At 64.0% G+C, this 20,200-nt stretch carries 18 protein-coding genes; 9 read left to right on the top strand and 9 right to left on the bottom strand.

Annotated elements, in window-relative coordinates:
* Window positions 1–129 precede the first annotated feature (129 nt).
* From VGN72_10435 to VGN72_10420, 4 genes are all read right to left on the bottom strand, one after another.
* Window positions 130–942, bottom strand: coding sequence for a PEP-CTERM sorting domain-containing protein (locus tag VGN72_10435; protein ID HEV7299772.1), 813 nt, complete (start codon window positions 940–942; stop codon window positions 130–132).
* A 154-nt stretch (window positions 943–1,096) separates the two neighbouring features.
* Window positions 1,097–1,885 carry a PEP-CTERM sorting domain-containing protein gene (locus VGN72_10430; GenBank protein HEV7299771.1) on the bottom strand — a complete coding sequence of 263 codons (789 nt, stop codon included), beginning with the start codon at window positions 1,883–1,885 and terminating at the stop codon, window positions 1,097–1,099.
* 62 nt (window positions 1,886–1,947) lie between these two features.
* Window positions 1,948–2,322, bottom strand: coding sequence for a hypothetical protein (locus VGN72_10425; GenBank protein HEV7299770.1), 375 nt, complete (start codon window positions 2,320–2,322; stop codon window positions 1,948–1,950).
* 490 nt (window positions 2,323–2,812) lie between these two features.
* Window positions 2,813–3,841, bottom strand: coding sequence for a sigma 54-interacting transcriptional regulator (locus tag VGN72_10420; protein ID HEV7299769.1), 1,029 nt, complete (start codon window positions 3,839–3,841; stop codon window positions 2,813–2,815).
* A 272-nt stretch (window positions 3,842–4,113) separates the two neighbouring features.
* Here VGN72_10420 and rpoN point away from each other — a divergent pair, with 272 nt between their 5' ends.
* Both rpoN and msrB read left to right on the top strand, forming a co-directional pair.
* Entirely contained in the window at window positions 4,114–5,649 is a 1,536-nt protein-coding gene (gene rpoN, locus VGN72_10415) for an RNA polymerase factor sigma-54 (protein ID HEV7299768.1), read from the top strand.
* A 197-nt stretch (window positions 5,650–5,846) separates the two neighbouring features.
* On the top strand, window positions 5,847–6,362 hold the full coding sequence (gene msrB, locus VGN72_10410; GenBank protein ID HEV7299767.1) for a peptide-methionine (R)-S-oxide reductase MsrB: 516 nt from the start codon (window positions 5,847–5,849) through the stop codon (window positions 6,360–6,362).
* 76 nt (window positions 6,363–6,438) lie between these two features.
* Here msrB and VGN72_10405 read toward each other — a convergent pair whose 3' ends face one another.
* Window positions 6,439–7,794 carry an MFS transporter gene (locus VGN72_10405; protein HEV7299766.1) on the bottom strand — a complete coding sequence of 452 codons (1,356 nt, stop codon included), beginning with the start codon at window positions 7,792–7,794 and terminating at the stop codon, window positions 6,439–6,441.
* A gap of 139 nt (window positions 7,795–7,933) precedes the next feature.
* Between VGN72_10405 and VGN72_10400 the strand changes: the two genes are divergently transcribed.
* From VGN72_10400 to VGN72_10375, 6 genes are all read left to right on the top strand, one after another.
* The gene (locus tag VGN72_10400; protein HEV7299765.1) at window positions 7,934–8,443 is read left to right on the top strand and encodes a metallophosphoesterase family protein; all 510 of its coding nucleotides are present in this window, start codon (window positions 7,934–7,936) and stop codon (window positions 8,441–8,443) included.
* A gap of 134 nt (window positions 8,444–8,577) precedes the next feature.
* The gene (locus tag VGN72_10395; GenBank protein HEV7299764.1) at window positions 8,578–9,057 is read left to right on the top strand and encodes a metallophosphoesterase family protein; all 480 of its coding nucleotides are present in this window, start codon (window positions 8,578–8,580) and stop codon (window positions 9,055–9,057) included.
* A 355-nt stretch (window positions 9,058–9,412) separates the two neighbouring features.
* Window positions 9,413–10,327: a CheR family methyltransferase gene (locus VGN72_10390; protein ID HEV7299763.1), complete on the top strand. Its 915-nt coding sequence runs from the start codon at window positions 9,413–9,415 to the stop codon at window positions 10,325–10,327.
* Window positions 10,324–12,441 (top strand): ATP-binding protein, encoded by a 2,118-nt coding sequence (locus VGN72_10385; protein HEV7299762.1) that lies wholly within the window; start codon window positions 10,324–10,326, stop codon window positions 12,439–12,441. The genes VGN72_10390 and VGN72_10385 overlap by 4 nt, the downstream gene beginning before the upstream one ends.
* A 57-nt stretch (window positions 12,442–12,498) precedes the next feature.
* A complete protein-coding gene (locus tag VGN72_10380; protein ID HEV7299761.1) occupies window positions 12,499–13,236 on the top strand; it encodes an NUDIX hydrolase in 738 nt (245 codons plus the stop codon).
* Window positions 13,237–13,267: 31 nt separating this feature from the next.
* On the top strand, window positions 13,268–13,894 hold the full coding sequence (locus VGN72_10375) for a flavin reductase family protein (GenBank protein HEV7299760.1): 627 nt from the start codon (window positions 13,268–13,270) through the stop codon (window positions 13,892–13,894).
* Here VGN72_10375 and VGN72_10370 read toward each other — a convergent pair.
* Window positions 13,891–14,823, bottom strand: coding sequence for an L-lactate dehydrogenase (locus tag VGN72_10370; protein ID HEV7299759.1), 933 nt, complete (start codon window positions 14,821–14,823; stop codon window positions 13,891–13,893). The genes VGN72_10375 and VGN72_10370 overlap by 4 nt on opposite strands.
* A gap of 89 nt (window positions 14,824–14,912) precedes the next feature.
* Between VGN72_10370 and VGN72_10365 the strand changes: the two genes are divergently transcribed.
* Window positions 14,913–16,184: a phospholipase D-like domain-containing protein gene (locus VGN72_10365; GenBank protein HEV7299758.1), complete on the top strand. Its 1,272-nt coding sequence runs from the start codon at window positions 14,913–14,915 to the stop codon at window positions 16,182–16,184.
* A gap of 294 nt (window positions 16,185–16,478) precedes the next feature.
* Here VGN72_10365 and ftsY read toward each other — a convergent pair whose 3' ends face one another.
* The 3 genes from ftsY to VGN72_10350 form a co-directional block, all read right to left on the bottom strand.
* Complete coding sequence (gene ftsY, locus VGN72_10360; GenBank protein HEV7299757.1) at window positions 16,479–17,426, bottom strand: signal recognition particle-docking protein FtsY; 948 nt, start codon at window positions 17,424–17,426, stop codon at window positions 16,479–16,481.
* Between the two features lie 184 nt (window positions 17,427–17,610).
* The gene (gene nusB, locus VGN72_10355) at window positions 17,611–18,042 is read right to left on the bottom strand and encodes a transcription antitermination factor NusB (protein ID HEV7299756.1); all 432 of its coding nucleotides are present in this window, start codon (window positions 18,040–18,042) and stop codon (window positions 17,611–17,613) included.
* Window positions 18,043–18,693: 651 nt separating this feature from the next.
* Window positions 18,694–20,010 carry a glycosyltransferase gene (locus VGN72_10350; protein ID HEV7299755.1) on the bottom strand — a complete coding sequence of 439 codons (1,317 nt, stop codon included), beginning with the start codon at window positions 20,008–20,010 and terminating at the stop codon, window positions 18,694–18,696.
* Window positions 20,011–20,200 lie beyond the last annotated feature (190 nt).

Raw genomic sequence — 20,200 nt, 5'->3', positions numbered from 1 at the left:
CGGGTCGATCACGTCGACCCGGCACGCCACTGTTCAATTGGATCCGACGGAACTCGCCCACCGGACCACCGGCCTTGCCGCTTCAGCGGCAAGGGGCAGGCCGTAAGGCGGGTGCCGCGTCAGCCCACATTACATCGCGCGACGCTTCCGCTTCAGCAGCGCCAGCCCGGCGACACCCAGCATGCCGATCGCGGCGGGCTCGGGGACGGCGGTGGCGACAGGGTTGGTGACGATGTAGCCGGTGGTGGACCCGCTGTTGTAGTTGCCCTGGGTGTCACCAAAGATCCAGTTGAAGCCGTAGGCCAAGTTCGTCCCCAATTCGCGGGGCGCGCCACCGGTCGGATGATTGGCCGCAATGTACGTGGTGTCGGGCGCTTCGATGATGTAATCGGCAAACGCGTCGAACGTCACGGCAGTGCTGTTGAGCGAGTTAAACCAAAGAGCACCACTTTGGCTATCACGGACGATGTTGGTGCCGGGAAGGGTGAAGCCTGCGCTGATCTCGAACAACTTGATCGACTTCGTCGCGAGATTGGCACCCGTGGTGTCCCATTCGGAGGTACCGGTCCACTCGGGGTTGCTCGGCTCGTTGGCGATGACCGCGTAGTTACCGAGGGAATCCTTCACCCAGATGTTCATGTACGGCGCATACGCCGACCCGCCGGCGGCGTTGGCGTCAAGGCGGTCGATTGACAGGGTGCCGATGTTGCCGACCTTGGTGCCGTTGATCAGGTTCGTGCCCAATCCGGCCTTCTTGCCACTTATGTTTATGATGTATTCGACCGTCCCCAACGTGTCGTTCTCGATGACGGTCGTGGCCGCGTCCCTGATGACGAACGCGTCCCAACCCGCCGGCGCCGCCTGGGCGGTAGAGGCGGTCAAGAGGCTGCCGGAGACGGTGACGAACAAAGTAGACGCGGAGATGAAGTTACGGCTGAACATAGGTTACCTTGAATTATGAGTTGTGCGCCGCGGGCGGAGTGGATCGCACCGGTTGTCATCGAATTCTGCTCGCCCAGCAGTTTGGTCGGCCAACAGTGGCCGCTTGAATCGTCCGGTCGAGCTATTCACCCGGCCGAACGCGTGAAAGTTCAAATTAAGCCCGACGCCGGCGGGCCAGCAAGCCCAGGCCTGCGATCCCGGCGACCGCGAGGCTGGCGGGTTCGGGGACGGCGGTGACCGTCGCGGTCTCGAACCCGCTGGCGGCGATCACGATGTTGTCGAGATACGCGTAGGACGTCTTCGGCCCAATGGGGGCCTCGTTATTCGCGCTCAGGTAACTGGCGCTGATGTCGAAGAAGAGGACGGCCTCGCTGCCGATGCTGGCCTGGATGCTGCTGAAGGATTGGTCGTATGTTTCGACGTTGGCGGTCGGTAATACGTTGCGCTGGTGCAGGCTCTGCGTCTGCGTGCTGCCGTCCAGCGTGTAGGTCGTCCAATCATGGTCCGCGTCGTTCGAATCGAAGTTCACGCGATGGGCGAACCAGCTGGGCGACGTGGCGGTGTCGGTGTAGACCTTGACCTGCCAATCGCGCAGGCCGCTGACCTTTTTCGTGTCGTAGACGATGCTGGAGATGTCGCCGAGCGTCAGGCCGGTCATCCCGATGGCAGCCGGGGTGAAGCGCACGGAGGTGTATCGCTTGTTCCCGTCATTGGAGACGTTGGGGTTGCCGCCTTGGCCGTTGACGTTCGAGTAGAACGCGATTCCGTTGGCTCCCCCACCGTCTGCGAATTCGGGTGCGGCTTGGTCGGTGTCATATCCGAAACCTTGCGACCCGTTCAACGTTGATACTTGGTAGGTCGCCGCGCTCGAGAGAGTCGCGGTGGCGGCCAAGGCGATGGCGCCGGTCACGATCGACGTGGTGAGATGGCGGAACGTGAACATGAAATTCTCCTCCCCTTGCCGGGTTAAATAGGTCTACTGAAATCGTTGATCTTTCACGGCGGCTAAACGAACTGCCGTGCTGTTGTTGTTTTCCGATGGATGGAGCCAAACACGAGGGAGTCGCGCGTTCCAGCTCGACTCGAGAGCACATGGGCGACGCCCATCGAGCGGGCTTTGACCTCTTCACTAAGCGATAGGTGGGCGCTCATCATCACCCACCGCAACTTCGGCCTTACCGCCCTCACCTTGCTCATCAACGGCCACACCGGTTCGCCGGCGACGGTGGTCGTGGTGACGATCAGGTCGAACTGCATCACCCGCAGCGCCGCCAACGCGGCGCGGGCGGTGGGGACGTCGGTCACGCTCAGGGCGTCGTCGGCGTCCATCGGTGGACAGTCGACCGCCAGGACGGAAAGGATGTCGTGTTCGATCGTCATGCGTGCCTGGCTCCCGCAGTCATCAACCGTTGATGACTGCAACGAACTTCCCTAAAGCGATGGCGGTGCCAGATAGAAAAAGGAAATTTCCAGAATCTCCAAAGCGTGATCGATACAAGGGTTAAGAATGAAAACGAAAGTGCGCCGTCGCGCAGCGATCGCGTGAAGAGAGTGGTTGTTTCAACCTGTTTTCTCGCGTCGGATGTGCGTTAACCCGCGCGTGCGAAAGCCTCTATCGCGATAACGGTTCGAAATGAACTGATGGTTGTTTTGACTATACAGGGTCTGAAGCGCACGGAAGATCGCCTTCAGTCACGGGATTGAGGACGGAAGAGATCCTTCGGGGTACCTCAGGATGACGGATCCTTTGAGGGAGAGGTTCGCATGCGCGCAGCACGCGCGCCTGCTCACATCAGTGAGCGGGTAAAGCAGGCTTCCTGTCGTTGGTAGATCGTGCGCGATCGAAGGGAAGGAGCTTAGTGCAAGAGGTTCACGACTCGGGCGTGAGCACGTTCAGGTGAATGATCCGGCGGTTGAGGCGCTGGATGTTGATGCCGAGCATGCGGCTGGCGGCGGCCTTGTTGTTGCGGCAGCGGCGCAGGGCCTCGGCGATCGTGCGGCGTTCCACCGTGGCCAGGTGCAGGCCGCCGGGGGCGTCGGTGTCGGTCGGGCGTGGCATGCCCGGGCGGGCGTCGCCCAAGTTGAAACGATTGACAGGCAGGGCCTGCAGGCGCGGGGGAAGGTCGGCGAGCGCGATCTGGTCGGTGCGTGCCAGCACGTGGGCGTGTTCCATCACGTTCGCCAGCTCGCGCACGTTGCCGGGCCAAGCGTAAGCGGCCAACGCCATCGCGGCGTCGGGCGAGAGGGTCTTGACCGGTTCTTCGTAAACGTCGCCCTGCACGTGCAGGAAGTGCTGGGCGAGGTCGGCGACGTCGTCCAGCCGCGCCCGCAGCGGCGGCACCTGCATTACGATGACGTTCAAGCGGTAGTACAGATCCTCGCGGAACGTGCTGGCATGCACCATGGCCTGCAGATCGCGGTTCGTGGCGCACAGCACGCGAATGTCGACCGGCTTGCTCTTGGTGTCACCGACGGCCGTCACCCGGCGTTCCTGCAGCACGCGCAGCAGCTTGGCCTGCATGGGAAGCGACAGTTCGCCCAGTTCGTCCAGGAATAGCGTGCCCCCGTTGGCCGAGCGGATGATGCCCAGCCCGTCGCGGACCGCGCCGGTGAAGGCGCCGCGCACGTGGCCGAACATTTCGCTTTCGAACAACCCGTCGGCCAGCGTGGTGCAGTCGACCGGCACGAACGGGCCACCGGCGCGTTCCGAGCGGGCGTGGATGTAACGGGCGACGTTCTCCTTGCCGCTGCCCGTCTCACCGAGAATCATCACCGTCGACCGCCGTTTGGCCACGGTGGCGGCGACCTCGCGCAACGTCACCATGGTGATCGATCGACCTACCAGCAATCGCGCCGCAGCGTAGATAGCGGCCTCGACTGCGCCATTGGCTGGATTCACTTTGCTATGCAGAGTGGATGACAAGAGAATTCCCCCGCTATTGGATCGTGAACCGCATCTGGATATCAATAAACTGTGCTGCCCGGTGGTGTGTGCGGAGTTTATCGGGACTTCGCAGCAGTTTCAAGCCATTTCGTAAGGGTTTATCCGGCGTGAATGTTCGATGAACCCCGTCGATTTTAGGTTGGCGACTATTGGGGTTGCTGCTATACTTCTTTCGACATGAGCAAAACTCATGCCTAGCATCAGCTTCCTATAAAGGGTGATCCGGGATGCAGTTAAGTCAATCTATTTCCATGCGTATGGACCAGCGGCAGCTGCTGACGCCGCGCATGATCCAGAGCATGGAGATCCTTCAGTTGCCCCTGCTGGCCCTGGAGGAACGCATCGAGCAGGAACTGCAAAACAACCCGGTTCTGGAACTTCGGGAAGGCGATATCGATGGTGACAACCCGGGCGAATCTTCCGATACGCCCCCAAGCGGTGAAGGCACCACCTCTACCCGCGACCTGGAAGACGGCGACCGCGCTTTGGTCGTCAAAGAGGACGGTGCCGACGACTTCGACCGCCTTTCCCGCATCAGCGAGTATCTGGAAAACGAGGAGTTCAGCCCCAACGCCGGCGTCGGCAACCGCGTGGCGTCGTCGAGCATGGATGGCGACCGCGACCGCAAGCTCGACGCGATGAACAACACCGCCGCCCGCTCGATCACCCTTCAGGAGCACCTGATGGGCCAGTGGGCGTTCGTCGAGTGCACGCCCGACGTGCGCAAGGCCGGTGAGGTCGTCATCAGCTACATCAACTCGGAAGGCTACCTTCGCACCGATCCCGAGGCGATGCAGAAGGACTCCAAGACCCCGCTGACGCTCGAGGACATCCAGGCCGCCATCACGCTCATTCATACGCTCGAGCCGACGGGCGTCGGCGCCCGCAGCCTCAGCGAGTGCCTGCTGATTCAGCTGGACGCGCTCGAGAACGACGAGGACTTCGCCGACGACCACGATTTTGACCTGGAACGGGCGCTGGTCCGCGACCATCTCAAAGACCTGGAGATGAACCGCTACCCGCAGATCAGCAAGCGCCTCGGCCGGCCGATCCCGGAGATCCAGCGGGCGGTCAAACACCTCGCCCGACTGCACCCGCACCCCGGCAAGCAGATTGGTGGAGACGACGCGCCCCCCATCACGCCTGATGCGGTCGTCTACTTCGATGAGGAGACCGGCAAGTACGAGATCGAGATGACGCACGACCCGGCCCCCAGCCTCTACATCAGCGGCATGTACCGCAAGATGATGAAGGAACGCTCGGTCGACAAGAAGACGCGCGAGTTCTTGTCCAACAACGTGCGCAACGCCCGCTGGCTGATCGAAAGCATCGAGCAGCGCAAGAGCACGATCATGCGCGTCATCCGAGTGGTGGTCGACGCGCAGCAGGAGTTCTTTGAGAAGGGCCCCGAGGCGCTCAAGCCGCTGCCGATGATCCTGGTTGCCGACCAGCTCGGCATCCACGTCGCGACCGTTTCGCGTGCCGTCAGTGAAAAGTGGATCCAAACCCCGCGCGGCGTTTATCCGCTGCGCCGCTTCTTCAGTGGTGGCACCCACAACGACGCCGGCGAAGAGATGAGCTGGGACGCGGTGAAGGAAAAGCTCAAGATCATCATCGACCACGAGGACAAGCAGAACCCGCTGAACGACGACGAGATCGTCGAGAAGCTGAAGGAACAGGGCATCGAGCTGGCCCGCCGCACGGTCGCGAAATACCGGAAGATCCTGAACATCCCGACGGCTCGTCAACGGCGCGAGTTTTAGGCCTCATCGACGGTGCGCGTCGGCGCGGGTGTAGAAGACCCTGCCGCTAAAGCGGCAAGGCCGGTATGTCGCTCGGCGTATTTCTCCCTCTTCTGTAGGACAGGCATTCCTGCCTGTCTCTCCCCCCGTCTCCTCTCTTCCTCCTGCATCACGTTTTGCGCCACATCTACCCCAACAATGCCCGCGTATACTTTCACATGTCCCGATTTATCTTCGCCAAGCTGCTTACTTGCCTGACGATCGCTGCCTTCGTCTCGATCATTGGCTGCGAACAACCGCCCAAGCCCACGGACGAACCTGCCGGCGCCACAACGCGATCGGCTGTCGCTGACCCCCGTGCCGTCACCGATGCCCAATGGCGCCAGCGGTTAACCGATAACCAGTATTACATCCTGCGGCAGGAAGGCACCGAACCCCCCTTCCGCAACGCGTTGCACGACAACAAGAAGCCGGGCGTCTACCGCTGTGCCGCCGACGGCACGCTGCTGTTCCGGTCGGACGAAAAGTACGATTCCGGCACCGGCTGGCCGAGCTTCTGGCAACCGGCCGACCAGCAAGCCGTCACCGTGGTAACCGACGCCGACGGCCACCGCGTTGAAGTCGAATGCGCCACATGCGGCGGACACCTCGGGCACGTCTTCGACGACGGCCCGCAACCCACCGGCCAACGCTATTGCATGAACAGTGGCGCGATGACGTTCGAAGCGAAGTGAACAAAGATTGCGCAGATGGCGCAGATTGAGAACGTTCTCATCTGCTTCATCTACGTTATCTTTTGCTCTAACCGAGTCATTGAGCCGGCTTGGCGTCCTTCAGCGAGCCGAAGTTGCGCACCTGGGGCCATTTCATCGCAACGGCGGCCACGACGAGGATCGTGCCGATGCCCCCGAAGACCACGCTGCGCACAGCCCCCAGCCACGCCGCGGTCACGCCGCTTTCGAAGCCACCGATCTCGTTGCTGGCGCCGATGAAGACGTTGTTCACGGCGCTCACGCGGCCGCGCATGCGGTCGGGGGTCATCACCTGCACCAGCGTGTGCCGCACGACGACGCTGACGTTGTCGAACGCGCCGGTGAGCGCGATCATCGCCAGCGATAGCCAGTAGTTCGTGCTCAGGCCGAACACGATCGTGGCGGCGCCGAAACCCGCCACCGCCAGCAGCATCGCCCGGCCGGCGCGTTTGAAGGGGGGCGTGTGGGCGATGATCATCGCGGTCACGAACGCCCCCACCGCTGGCGCCGCGCGCAGGAACGCGAAGCCGTACTCGCCCACGTGCAGGCGCTCGCTGGCGAAGATCGGCAGCAGGTAGACCGCCCCACCCAGCAGGACGGCGAACAAATCGAGCGTGATCGTCGCGAGGATGATTTTCGTGTTCCACACGAAGCGCAGGCCCTCGCTAAGGCTCTTCATCATCGGCTCGCGCACGCCGCGATCGAACGGGCGCGGGTTCACCTGCATCGTGTTGATCGCGTAGATGAGCGAGAACACCGCGGCCGTCACGTAGGCCCATGGCGCGCCCAGCATGCTCAGCACAAACGCCCCCAACGCCGGCCCACCCACGCTGGCGACCTGAAAGCTGCTGCTCGACCACGCCTTAGCATTGGGAAACACCGACGGCGGCACCAGGCTCGGCAGCATCGCCGACCGCGCCGGTGAGCCGAGCGCCTGGAAAATCGCGCCGAGGCCGATCGCGGTCAGCATCAGCGCGACCGACCCCGTGTGCCACGACAGGTAGGCAAGCCACAGCGACGCCGCGACCTGCCCGACCTGCGACACCACCACCAGCAACCGCCGGCTGACGATGTCGGCAAGGTAGCCGGCCGGCAGGGTCAGAAGCAGCATGGGAATGGCCTGCACGCCACCCACCCACCCCAGGGTCAGCGGGCTGCCGGTGCGCTGGAACAGTTCCCACATGAGCGCCACGGTCTGAATCTGCGACCCGACGATCTCGAGCAGCGCCCCGCCCATGTACAGCCGAGCGTCGCGGTAGCGCAGCGCCGCGTACGGATCGTGGGCGACGCCGATCGCCTCGGCCTCCATCTCCGGCTCGGTGGGCGACGCCGAGGCGGGCCGGTCGATGTCGGTTGGTTCCTGTAGAGGTCGTCCTTCGGGATCGGGCGGCTGCGGTGGTTGCGGGTCGGGCACGGATTGGCTCTTTCGACGGTGATTACCGTGCGTGTTATACGCGACGCGGAACGGGAGAGCATCTGAGGGAAATGGTAGCGGCCGGACGCTTACTACCAGCACGTTACATTTCCAAGCCGCTCCCGGTAGCCTGTGCAACGTGATCGTCGGACTTCTCAGCGACACGCATGGCCATTTCGACGCCGCCAAGGCGGGTGTCGAACGCTTGCTCGCGGGCGGCGCGCAGGTGCTTATTCACTGCGGCGACGTCGGGGGCACGGCGATCGTCGACCTGCTGGTGGGCGACGTGCCGGCGTACTTCATCTTCGGCAACAACGACTGGGACCGCGACGAGCTCGCCACCTACGCCGGCCGGGTTGGTGTCCATTGCCTGGGCGTCGCCAGTGAGGTGCCGTTGGACGACAAGCTGGCGTTCGTCCTGCATGGCGACGACCTGAACCTGAAGCGCCGCGCCCTGGCCGACGATCGCTATGCCTACCTGTTCCAAGGCCACACCCACCAACGACAGGACGCGATGATGGGGCCGGTGCGCGTCATCAATCCCGGCGCGCTCTATCGGGCCGCCGTGAAGACGGTGGCGTTGCTCGACACGTCCAGTGGCACGCTGCAGTCCATTGTGGTTCCGGTCGCGCCGCGCCAACTGCGCTGAAGCGAAACTAGGTGAATTCGATCGCGATGTGACGCACTCATTCACGTGCATCTATTCTTTCCCATATTGACACGCTCAAAAATCCGCTAGGCGCCCTCTTTACTTTTCCACACCGCCACTACAATCCGCGGCCCATGCTTGTGGGTATTATGAGTGACACGAACGATCGGTTCGACGTCATGGCGACCGCGGTGCGCGTGCTCGCCGACGCCGGGGCGGAGCTGTTCGTCCACTGCGGGGACATAGGCAACCGCAAGGTGCTCGACCCACTTGCCGGCCTGAACGCTGCGTTCGTCTGGGGTGACCGCGATTCGGATCGCATGGGTCTGCTGCGACACGCCGATCAGCTTGGCATTCAATGCTTCGGCATGATGGGCGAGCTCGAGAGCGACGGGAAGTCGATGGCCGTCATTCACGGCAACGACACCAAGATGACCAAGCTCCTCGTCCGTGAGAAGCTGTACGACTACCTGATCGTCGGCCATAGCAAGGCCACGCAAGACGAACGCCACGGCCGCACCCGCGTCATCAGCCCCGGCTCGCTCGACGGCACCGAAAAGACCGTCGCCCTCTTGGATACCGAGACGGATACGGTTCAGATCATCAACGTTTAACCACCCCGCTTCGGACCTTCCCATACATCAATTGACCCGCCAAGGCCGCCGGAACGCCAAGATGAAGAAGGTGGTTTGGCGTTCACCGTGGCATGGGTGCCTGAGCCCATGCATGTGAAAAGCCCAGACAATCTGATTTGTTGCTAGCTTCGTCACCGTTCTTTTCCCGTCGCAAGTCGATCCACCGCGATTCTGTTCATCGTGGTAACTACCGCCCAGTCAAGCGGATACTACTGTTGGTTTAGGCGTGCCGCCTGTGTGCCGCGGGGACAAATCAGGTATAACCCTTGCTTGAAGGACGTCTGAATGAAATGAAGAGGTATGGCGACCCACCTGGGGATGAGGATGTCGTAGGGTGTCGAATCGTTCAGCCAATTTCAGCTACGTGGTGTTTCCGAGCGATCTGGAAGCGTCTCGGCCCCCGTTGGACCTGACGCCCCGCCCGCCGCGGGTGATGCATCCCGAGGTGCACCCGGCGTTGCTCGAGCACGACGAGGCGTTCGTGCACCAGATCCTGCGCACCGCGGGCCTGCGGCCCGAGCATTACAAGCCCGGCACGCTGTTCCGCCGGTTGCCCGCCTGCCTGCGCGCGTTGCGCGCCAACACCACCGGCGCCGCGCGCCGCCACGTCGAGACGGCGCCGGCGGTGGTGCCGGTGGCGCTGGACGCGCTGATGATCGGCGTCACGTCGTTCTTCCGCGACGCCTGCGTCTTCGCGCGCCTGCGCGACGAACTTCTGCCCCAGTTGATCGACGAGACCGGTGGCCAGCTGCGCGTCTGGAGCGCTGGCTGTTCCGAGGGGCACGAGCTGTACTCGGTGGCCGTGCTGTTGTCGGAAGCCAGCTGCCTGCTGCGCTCGCGCCTGGTCGGCACTGATTGCCGCGCCACCGCCGTCGCCAGCGCGACCGCGGGCGTGTTCAGTGCGGCCGAGATGCTGGCGATGCCAACGGCGCTGCGCGATCGCTACTTTGTGCCGCACGCTGGGGGGAGCGAGGGCGCGTGGCGCGCGCTGAACGTGTTACGCTGCGCCATGCAGTTCCGCGCCGCCGACGTGCTGCAGCAGGCCGAACCGGGACTGCACGACGTGATCCTCTGTCGTAACCTGTCGATCTACCTCCAACCTAACGCGGCCATGCAGCTTTGGCAGTGCCTGGAAGCCGCGCTGCGGCCCGGCGGCGTGCTGGTGTTGGGCAAGGCCGAGACCCCCACCGGCGCCACGCGCTTGTCGCAGGTGGCACCGGGCCTGTTTCGCAGGAGCCGAGGCCAATGAGCATGTCGGCACCGCCCCATCCCAGGTTCGGCCCGCTCAACGCGGCGATATCGTTCACCGCGGTCGTCGCGATGTGCACGCTGTTCTGGTTGGACCTTCACTATGGCCTGAAGTTCAACGCGGCCGTGGTCTATCCGACCGTCTTCATCGCCTGCTGGTGGACGCGGGACCGTCGCGTGCTGTGGACGCTGTTCGTCATCGCCGCCGTCCTGTCGATGAGCGCGCAGTGGATCGAGCGCAGCGACGCCCGCGTGCTGCTGCACCGCACGCTGCTGTTGACCGTGCTGGCCGTGCTGGCCGTCGTCTTCGACCACCTGCTGCGCGCCTGGGCTGAGACCAACGAGCGCCGCGACGCGCTGGAACAGTCCAACAGCGAGCTGGCAGCGCGCGAGGAGGAGATCGCGCGGCAGAACGAGGAGCTGCAGTCGCAGACCGAAGAGCTGGAACGCCAGAGCGCCCAGTTGAGCCGCACGAACGACGAGCTTCAGCGCCGCGAGCGGGCGCTGGGCGTGTTGCTGGAGCTGTCGCGGCGGCTGTCGATCGACATGCCGCGCGGCGAGGCGCTGGAGCGCATCTGCCAGACGCTGCAGGTATTGCTGGAGCCCGCCACCAGCGCCACGGCCGTGCTGCTGCGCCGGAACGATCAGCTGACGATCGCCTGCCATAACGGCTTCGGCGCCGAGGGTCCCACCGACGGGTCGATGCCGCTCGACGGCACGTTCACGGCTTTGGTATTCACGCACGGTCGCACCGCGTACATCGAGGACCTGTCGCTGCGCCCGGAACTGCGCGTGCCACATCCGAAGGTCGGCACACGGTTCTGCAGCATGATCAGCACGCCGCTGCGCATCGGCGCGCGGTTGATCGGTGCGATCGAGGCGTACAGCCTGCAACCGCGCGCCTGGACGAACGACGAGGTCGCGCTGCTGGAATCGCTCGCGAACCAGACGTCGACCACGCTACGTTCCGAGGAGCTGTTCGAGGAGGTCGCCAATCAGCGCCAGCGGTTCGAGACGGTCTTCCGTACCGCGCCCGTGGGCATGGCGATCATGGAGAGGGGCGCGACAACGCTGCGCTTCAACCCGGCCGGGGCACGCATGCTCGGCGTGCCGTTCGAGACCGACGTGCCGCAGGAGGAACTGCTGAAGACCGGACGCCTGTTCCAAGAGGGGCAGGAGTACCGCGATCTGCGCATGGCCGAGGCGCTGCGCACCGGCGCCGAGGTGAGCAACCAAGAGCTGGAGATCGTGATGAACAGCGGGCGGCGGTTGTCGCTGCTGTACAGCATCGCGCCGCTGCGCGACGCCAACGGTGACGCGGAGGCGGCGGTGTCGGCGTTCGTCGACGTGACGCCGTTGAAGGAACTTCAACGCGAGCTGGACGTGCGCCGGCGCGAGGCGGAGGAGGCCAGCGTGCGCAAGACGCGCTTCCTGGCCGCGGTCAGCCACGACGTGCGCACGCCCGCCAACGCGATCAGCCTGCTCGCCGAGCTCATTCGCCGCACCGCCGGCCTCCCCGGCCGCGAGGGCGAGATCGCCGAGATGGCCAAGGAACTGCATTCGAGTTCCATGGCTTTAGTAAACCTGCTCGGTGACGTGCTCGACGTGACGCGCTTTGACGCCGGGCGCATCGAGCTGCAGGAGACCGAGTTCGAGCTGCGCGCGCTGCTCATGCTGGAAAGCCAGCACCTGATGCCGCTGGCCCGCGAGCGCAACCTGGCGTTTACGCTCGCCGACGGTCCACCGATATGGGTGCGCACCGATAAGATCAAGCTGGCGCGGCTGATCGGCAACCTGGTCGGCAACGCGATTAAGTTCACCGAGGCCGGCGAGGTGCGCATCGCTTACGATATCGACGCGGCCGACGGACGGTTGCAGATCAGCGTGAGCGACACCGGCATGGGCATCGCGATCGAACACCTCACGTTCATCTTTGACGAGTTCTTCCAGCTGCGCAATCCCGAACGAGACCGCAACAAGGGCAACGGCTTAGGGCTGACGATCTGCAAGCGCCTGGCCGACGCGATGGGCGCCGAACTGAAGGTCGCGAGCGAGCTTGGCAAGGGCAGCAAGTTCACGCTGCGCCTGCCCGCCACGGCGATCATTCGACGTTAGGTTGAGCGCGATTACCGGCCGCTAAAGCGGCCGGTCCGGCGAGTGGGTCAAGCGGATATGTTCAGCATCATCACCCAAGGCAACTGGCATCCCGGACAGATCTCGATGACCGAGGTTCCGTCCGGGCGGCGCATTGTGGATGAAGTGGAACAGGGCATCGAGTCGGCCTGGCGTGCTGCGGCCAAGCCGGGGGTGCAATTGTTCGACGGGCCGATGTGTCGGCTGGAATCGTACGACGCGTCGGCCGATGTGCTGCACCTGCGGTTCTCCCCCACCAGCTACAGGATCAACGTCGGCACGAACCTGAACTACGCGGCGGCGTTGGCCGATCGATATGGTTCAGACGTGTTCGCCAACCCGTTGGGCGCCAGCGTCGCGCTGACGACGTCCGACGGTCATCTGCTGCTCGGCCGGCGTGGTGGACGCGTGGCGTACTACCCGCACCGCGTACACCCGTTCGCCGGTGCCGTGGAACCGCGCGAGTGCCGCGACGTGTTCGAGATCGTCTACCGCGAGTTGCAGGAAGAGCTGAACCTGCCGCGCGAGCAGGTGCGGGACGTCCGCTGCATCGGCCTCGTGCAGGACAACTCGATCCGCCAGCCCGAGTTGATCTTCACCGCCAGCACCCCACGCACGAGCGCCGCCGTCGCCAGTGAACTGGATGATGCCGAACACGATTCAATCTGGCCGGTGAAGCTGGAACCTGCCGCGCTGGACACCGCCGTGGACGATCCGATCCTCACTCCCATTGCCGCGGCTACAATCACGATGTGGCGAGCGGCGACGTGGCAGTAGCGGCCGGTCAACCGACAGCAGGAGGACGATCATGGAGTTCAACTTTGACGAACTTCCCGCCCGCGAGCGTTACGCGCTGCTGACGGCCGTCGTCGTGCCGCGGCCGATCGCGCTGGTGACGACGATCGACACCGACGGCCGCGTGAACGCCGCGCCGTTCAGTTTCTTCAACGCCATGGGCAGCGACCCACCGGTGGTGGTGCTTGGCGTGGGCGATCGCGAGCGCGACGTGCCGAAGGATACCGCTGCCAACATTCGCGCTACCGGTGAGTTCGTGGTGAACGTAGTCGTCGAGGCGATCGCCGAGCAGATGAACCTCACCGCGACGGATTTCCCCGCCGGCGTCGATGAATTGGCCGCCGTCGGTCTCACAGCCGTCCCATCGACGCGCGTGCGCCCGCCGCGCGTAGCAGAGAGCCCGGTAAACCTGGAGTGCCGCGAGCTGTCGACGATCGAGTTCGGCCGCAACCGCATCATCGTTGGCCAAGTGCTACACCTGCACGCGAATGACGAATTGCTCGATGACCGTGGCCGTGTGAAGCCCGGCGCGCTCCACGCCGTTGGCCGCATGCAGAGTCCTGGAGCCTACACGCGCACGCGAGAGCAGTTTCATCTGGACCGCTTGGCGTACGATGAGCTTTTAAAGGGCCAGCCTTAGAAACCCGCCTGCTTGATCGCGTCCCTGATCACCGCGGCGCTCTTGCGCAGCGAGGTCAGTTCTGCATCGTGCAGCGGCACGGGGAGCACGGCTTCGACGCCGGTGCTGTTGACGATGCTGGGCAAGCTGAAGCAGACGTCGCTGATGAGCGAACTGACCGGCAGCACGCGATGCTCGTCGTGCAGCAGCGCTTCCAAGATCTTGGCGGTCGCCAGCCCGATCGCGTAGTTCGTTGCGCCCTTGCCCGCGATCACCTGCGCAGCGGCCGTGCGGACGTTATGGAAGATGTCGGCCTCTTCCTGGCGCGTCATCGAACCGCGGTTCACGCGGGCCCAGTCGCGCAGCGGGATATTGGCGATGCTCGCGCTGCTCCAGAGCGGCACCTCGCTGTCGCCGTGCTCGCCGGCGATGTAGGCGTGCACGCTCTGCACGGCCACGTCCAGATGCTTGCCGATCAGGTAGCGGAACCGGCTGCTGTCCAATACCGTGCCGCTGCCGATGACCTGCGCCGGCGACAGCCCCGTGATCTTCATCGCGACGTACGTCAGCACGTCGACCGGGTTGGTGACCATCAGGAAGATCGCCCGCGGCGCCACCGCCTGCAGCTTGGGCAGCAGATCGCGGCAGATGCGCACGTTGGCTTCGGTTAGATCCAAGCGCGTCTGCCCCGGCTTCTGCTTGGCACCGGCGGTCACCACGATCACGTCGGCATCGGCGCAAACGGCCACGTCGTCGCTGCCGTCCACGATCGCCATGGGGACGAACTGCAGGCCGTGGTTGAGGTCGAGCAGCTCCGATTGCACCTTGTCGGCGTTCAGGTCGTAAATGCTGATGCGTTTGGCCACGCCGCGAATCAGGCAGGCGTACGCGATGGTCGCGCCCACGCTGCCGGCGCCGATGATCGCCACTTTGTTCGTTTTCTCAGGCATGACGGTAACTTACTCTATTCCTCCGCCCTGTTGAGCGGATGTTTTGACCGGCGGCAGGAATCTGTCGCCCAGTGTTGGATCGGTGGTATATGGGAACTTGGTCCATCATCGCGGCAACGGCGGTCGTCACGTACACCCTGTCGCTGATCATCCGCGCGCTCACGTCGCACGAGAAGAAGATCCAGCACGAGATCCAGCACCAGTACCCGGTCGGCGATGAGCAGTTCCTGCGATCGGTCCAGCACCTGCTGCCGCCGCAGTTCACCACGGGCAACAAAGTCGACCGTCTCGTGAACGGCGATCAGATCTTCCCCGCGATGCTCGACGCGATTCGCGGCGCGCAGCGGACGATCGTCTTCGAGACGTTCATCTACTGGCAAGGCGATATCGGCCGGCGCTTCGTCGATGCGCTCGGCGAGCGCGCGCAGGCCGGCGTGAAGGTGCACGTGCTGCTCGACTGGCTCGGCAGCAAACGCATGGACCAGCAATCCATCGAACGCCTGAAGGGCTGCGGCGCGCAGGTCGAGCGCTACCATCCGCTGCACTGGTACAACCTGCGCCGCGCCAACCACCGCACGCATCGCAAACTGCTGGTGATCGACGGCCGGATCGGCTTCACCGGTGGCGTGGGCATCGCCGACGAATGGATGGGCGACGCCCAGGACCCGCAGCACTGGCGCGACACGCACTTCCGCGTGGAAGGCCCGGCCGTGGCGCAGATGCAGGCGGCGTTCATGGACAACTGGCTGAAGACGCACCAGCGCGTCCTGCACGGCCCCGACTACTTCCCAAAACTCGAACCGGCCGGCAGCTGCACGGCTCAAATGTTCATGAGCAGCCCGGAGGAAGGCAGCGAGAGCGCGCGGCTGATGTTTTTGATGTCGATCGCGTGCGTCGCGAAATCGCTGCGCATCGCCAGCGCCTACTTCGTGCCGGATGACCTTTCAGTACAGGAACTGGTGAATGCGCGGAAGCGCGGCGCACGGGTGCAGATCGTGGTGCCCGGCGAACATATCGATGCGCACGTGGTCCGCCGTGCGTCACGCGCGCGTTGGGGGCCGCTGCTGGAGGCGGGCATTGAGATCTACGAGTACCAGCCGACGATGTTCCATTGCAAGGTGCTGATCGCCGACGAACAGTGGACATCGGTGGGCAGCGCGAACTTCGACACGCGGTCGTTCCGACTGAACGATGAGGCGAACCTGAACATCTACGACGTCGAGTTTGCCGAACGCCAAGCGGAACTGTTCGAAGCCGATCTGAAGCGTGCGCATCGCGTAACGTTGGAGGAATGGCAGAACCGGCCGTGGATGGAAAAACTGATGGAACACGCGGCGGCGTTGCTGAGGGCGCAGTTGTGAGGGAAGGGAAAGAAATCCCAAGCCCGAACACCAAACAAATGACCAAGCACTAGATCCCAATCAGAAGGATGCCTCTCACACGCACTCTTTCTCTCCGTGTCTGTCTCTGTGTGCTCTGTGTCCTCTGTGGTTCAACCTTTTCTTCGGAGGCGGTTCGTTGAACTCTTCTTGATCGAAGACGGGGGGGAGACACAGACAAGAATGTCTGTGCCACAGAAGACAGAGGATAGAGGACAGAAGACCGGGGGGAGAGACAGGCAGGAATGCCTGTCCTACAGAAGTTGGGGTGCGGCGTTATATGGTCGCGGGGACTTTTTCGCCGAACAGGGCGTCGACGAAGCGTTGCGGGTCGAAGGTTTCGATGTCTTCGGGCGTTTCGCCGAGACCGATGAATTTGACGGGGATCTTCAGCTGTTCCTTGATCGAGACCACCACCCCGCCGCGGGCGGTGCCATCGAGCTTGGCGAGGATGATGCCGGTAACGCCGATGGCCTTTTGGAAGTTCATCGCCTGCAGCACGCCGTTCTGACCCGTGGTAGCGTCGATGACCAGCAGTACCTCGTGCGGCGCGCCCTCGATGCGTTTGGCGACCACGTCGCGGATCTTGGTCAGCTCGCGCATCAGGTGGTCCTGCGTGTGCAGCCGGCCGGCGGTGTCGACGATCAGGACGTCGATGCCGCGCGTCTTGGCGGCCTCGCAGGCGTCGTAGGCGACGGCGGCGGGGTCGGCGCCCATCTTGTGCTTCACGATTTCCACGCCGATGCGCTGGCTCCAGATCGTCAACTGGTCGACGGCGGCGGCGCGGAAGGTGTCGGATGCGCACACCATCACCTTCTTGCCCATCTCGTTCTTCAGCAAGTGGGCCAGCTTGGCGATGCTGGTCGTCTTGCCGGCGCCGTTGATTCCCGCCACCAGCACCACCGTCGGCCCGCTGGGGGCGAAGCCCAATTCGCGCTCTTCGTTGGGCCAGTTGGCTAGCAGTTGTTCGCGGACCACGGCCTCGGCGTCGGTGGCGTTCTTGATCTTGCCCAATCGCCAGCGGTCGCGCACGGCCGCGACCATCTTGCTGACGTTCTTCACGCCCATGTCGGCGCGGATGAACTTTTCCTCCATCTCGGCCAGAAACGCGTCGTCGATTTGCCGCCCGGGAATGAACAGCGTCCGAACGTCGGTGTTGAGCACCGCGGCGGTCTTCTTCAGCGCGCCTTTTAGCTTGTCGAGGGTTTTAGAGAAGAATCGCATGAGTTCAAAAATTTAAGTCGCCGGGCCGTCCCACACCCATTGTCATCCCGAGCGGAACCTAAGGCGACGGGAGGATCTCGAATGTTCGAACGACGCTCGGCCGGTCGAGATCCCTCAGGTCGCCAAGGCTCCCATCGGGATGACAACCTTTATCTTGTGGTGCGCGAGCTCGTATCTGCCGCCGCTATTCTGGCTTAGCGGCGCCTTCCAGCAAGGCCGTTCGCTCGTGCAGCACCGCGTCCAACACGCCGTTGATGAAGCTGGGGCTGTTTTCGGTTGAGAACGACTTCGCCAGTTCGATCGCCTCATCAATGACGACCTTCGCTGGCGTGTCGGTGGCGGTCATCTCGTAGATCGCAAGCCGCAGCAGGTTGCGGTCGACGGCCGGTTGGCGGCGCGGGGGCCACTGCGGGGCGAGCCGCTCGACCCACTTGTCGGCCACGTCGCGCCCGTTCCACGCGCCGGCGGCCATCGCCAGGGCGTCGCGGCGCGTGGCATCCTCGGTCGAGCCATCGTCCACGAGCTGCGCCGCCAGCGCGTGGTCGCTCTGGCCGTTCGTGTCCCACAGGAACAGCACCTGCATCGCCAGTTCGCGTGTTTTCCGCCTGCTTAACATCGTCTACGAGTATAGGGGTACCGGCGGGCGTGGCAACTTGATGAATCGCCGGTCGATGAACGGCGCAGCGCATGCGGTCACAGCAGCAGGTTGCTCTTCCGGAGAGGGTTATCGGACGCGTCGGCGGTAAGGGCTTTACGCCGTGAAGCGGCGGGAGACGAGCACGGTGGCGCCCAACACGGCGGCATAGGCGGCAAACATGGCAAATCCGTGAATGCCCGCTACGAACGCCAAAGGCATGAACCGCACTGCTCGCATGCCCGGCAATCTAGCAGGGCAAATTTTATTGGGCTACTGATGGAATAGTTATGAACAGGCCGCGCGTGCCAACTTTGCCGTCCAGAGCGCTGGCAGAACCTCTATTATCGTCAGGCGCGCAATAGTCGCGCCAGCCGGTACAAGCCTAAAGGCTGGCGGACCAAACCCCTGCGTTGATCATGGACGTGTCATCCTGATGGGAGGCTTGCCGACCTGACGGATCTCGAAAGAGGGACACGTGTCAGCCACTTGGAGATCCCTCAGGTCGCTACCGCTCACTTCGGGATGACATCGTTGAATGGTCGCGCAATAGGGTTTGTCCGCTGGCCTTTAGGCTCCCATCGGGATGACAAGTGAGCGCGAGGCGACAGGGTTTTGTCTGTCAGCCTGAAGTTACCCCGCTCGCCGCATCGGCATCGGCAGCCGGGGCGCCGGCGCTTCCTGGTGCAGCAACCAGTGATACACGCCCGCGATCTCGTTGGCCTTGGCAGCCCAGGTGAGGCCGGCGACGTGCTGGCGGGCGACGTGCGTGCGCGACTCGATGAACTCGGGGTCGTTCCACAAATCATGCATCAACTCGCGATAGCTGGCGATGATCTGGTGGCGGGCGCCGGGCGGCACCAGGAAGCCGGTCTGCTCGGTTACGATGTCACCGGGCGTGCCGTAGTCGACGACGGCGCAGGGCAAGCCGACGCTCATGGCTTCCAGGACCGTCTGGCCGTTCGTTTCGCGCACGCTGGGCAACGCCAGAAGATCAGATTCGATCATCCACTCCTGCAGGTCCATCGGGTCGGCCGGGCCGTGCAGGCGGATGCCGTCGTCGAGACCATCGCGGATCGTCGTGTCGTACATCGACTGCGCGAGCGGGCCATCGCCCACGTAGTCGAGCGTAATCTTGCCCGCCGTCACCAGCGGGGCCGCGGCCTCCAGGAGCATGTCGGCGCCCTTGGCTTCGGTCAGCGGGCCGGCGAAGAGCACCTTGATCGGCCGGGTGGCGACGCGGGTGCGCACCTTCGTGAAGCGCGAGTCGTCGACGGCGCTGGTGGGGATGTAGAAACTGCGGTCGGCGAAGCCGCGCGGCAGGCGTTGGCCGGCCTCGCGCGAGCCGATGATGATCGCGCTGGCGCAGCCGCGCGTCGAGCGGTAGCCGGGCAGGAACTGGTAAGCCTCGCGCACGTAGCGCATCCACGGCTGCTTGATCGGCAGCGACCGGCGGGCGTCGCTGAAGTTCTGCGGCGCCGGCAGCGTACCGGTGATCGGGCCGAGCACGAACGGCACGTCGATCTCCTTCAGGCGCGCCGCGATCGGGCTGGGGATGGCGGCGTTTTGCGGGGTGACGCGGTGCACGACCGCGAACTCGCCGCTGCGCAACCGGTCGCGGAACTGTAGCCACAGCACCTCTTCAAACCGTGCGTAAGCCACGGCAGTTGCGGCGCTTTGCGCTGCGCCGGCGGCCCAGTTGAGCGCCACGGGCGACTCGGCGAGCGAGCCGGCGATCGCTGAGACGTTGTCGCGCGCACCGATGGCGGTGAAGTCCTGCCCATGCACCAGCCCCGCCGCCTCGAACGCGGTCCTGTGGCGCGCATGGGTGACGACGTGGGTGTCGGTCACATTCGCCAATGCGCGGGTGATCTGCCACCCTTCGAGCGTGGCGTCGGTGCCGTTCGGGTCGGCCGATTCGGCGATCAGGAGGATGCGTGGATGGGCCATGTCGCGTTCCGCTTCCGGAAAAACTCGGTTTACAGCTGAAGACGCCCCTATGTGAGCGCCCGTCGACTTTTTATCGACCGGAGCGACGTTCCTTCTGGAGTATTGACCGGATTGAGGCGCGCAAAAAAAGCCCGCGCGGGGGGGCCGCACGGGCTTCGTTTCGATCAAACAGCCTGGCGCTCTCGCGCCG

Source organism: Tepidisphaeraceae bacterium, from assembly GCA_035998445.1.
GTDB lineage: Bacteria > Planctomycetota > Phycisphaerae > Tepidisphaerales > Tepidisphaeraceae > DASYHQ01.
The sequence above is the reverse complement of the archived record's forward strand: the minus strand, read 5'-3'. Positions and strand labels throughout refer to the sequence as shown.